Origin of the sequence: Dapis brunnea BLCC-M229 (assembly GCF_050015995.1) — a bacterium.
GTDB lineage: Bacteria > Cyanobacteriota > Cyanobacteriia > Cyanobacteriales > Microcoleaceae > Trichodesmium.
Genome location: NZ_JBNHEP010000075.1, coordinates 127 through 744 on the forward strand (window position 1 = coordinate 127; position 618 = coordinate 744).

The following is a 618-nucleotide window of genomic DNA, read 5'->3' on the forward strand; positions in this document are numbered from 1 at the left end:
CAGGGAAATAGGCAACCGTTCTGGGGAGGGTATGGCTTTGGGGAATTTGGGTATTACTTACCATTCCCTAGGAGAATATGACAAAGCTATCGAGTATTTTCAGCAGGATTTACAAATAGCCAGGGAAATAGGCAACCGTTCTGGGGAGGGTATGGCTTTGGGGAATTTGGGTATTTCTTACAGCTCCCTAGGAAAACATAACAAAGCCATAGAGTACCATCAGCAGTATTTACAAATAGCAAGGGAAATAGGCAACCGTTCTGGGGAGGGTATTGCTCTATTAAACTGGGGAGAGACTCTGCTCAAGTTAGAAAAGTATGCCGAATCTCTACAATACTCACAAGCAGCATTAGAGATATTTCACCAGATAGGAAAGCGTCATTACCAAGCAATGGTTCTCCAGAACATAGCAGAAACCTATCAACACTTAGGAAATTTAGATGCAGCACGACAGTATTGCGATGAGGCGATCGCTATTTTTACAGAATTAGGAGTGCCAGAATTGAAAGAATGTCAGGAATTGCTTGAGGAAATTCAAAAGTTAAAAGCCTGAAAGGTTGCGAGGCGACAGCCGTGGCAATCTCAAAGTCAAAAGTAAGAATGTCTGCAAACGGAATT

General features: G+C 42.6%; 1 protein-coding gene. It reads left to right on the forward strand.

The features are described from left to right. Positions 1 to 553: tetratricopeptide repeat protein (locus ACP6PM_RS08320; RefSeq protein ID WP_426583574.1), on the forward strand; the 553-nt coding region annotated here is incomplete at its 5' end. Positions 554 to 618 lie beyond the last annotated feature (65 nt).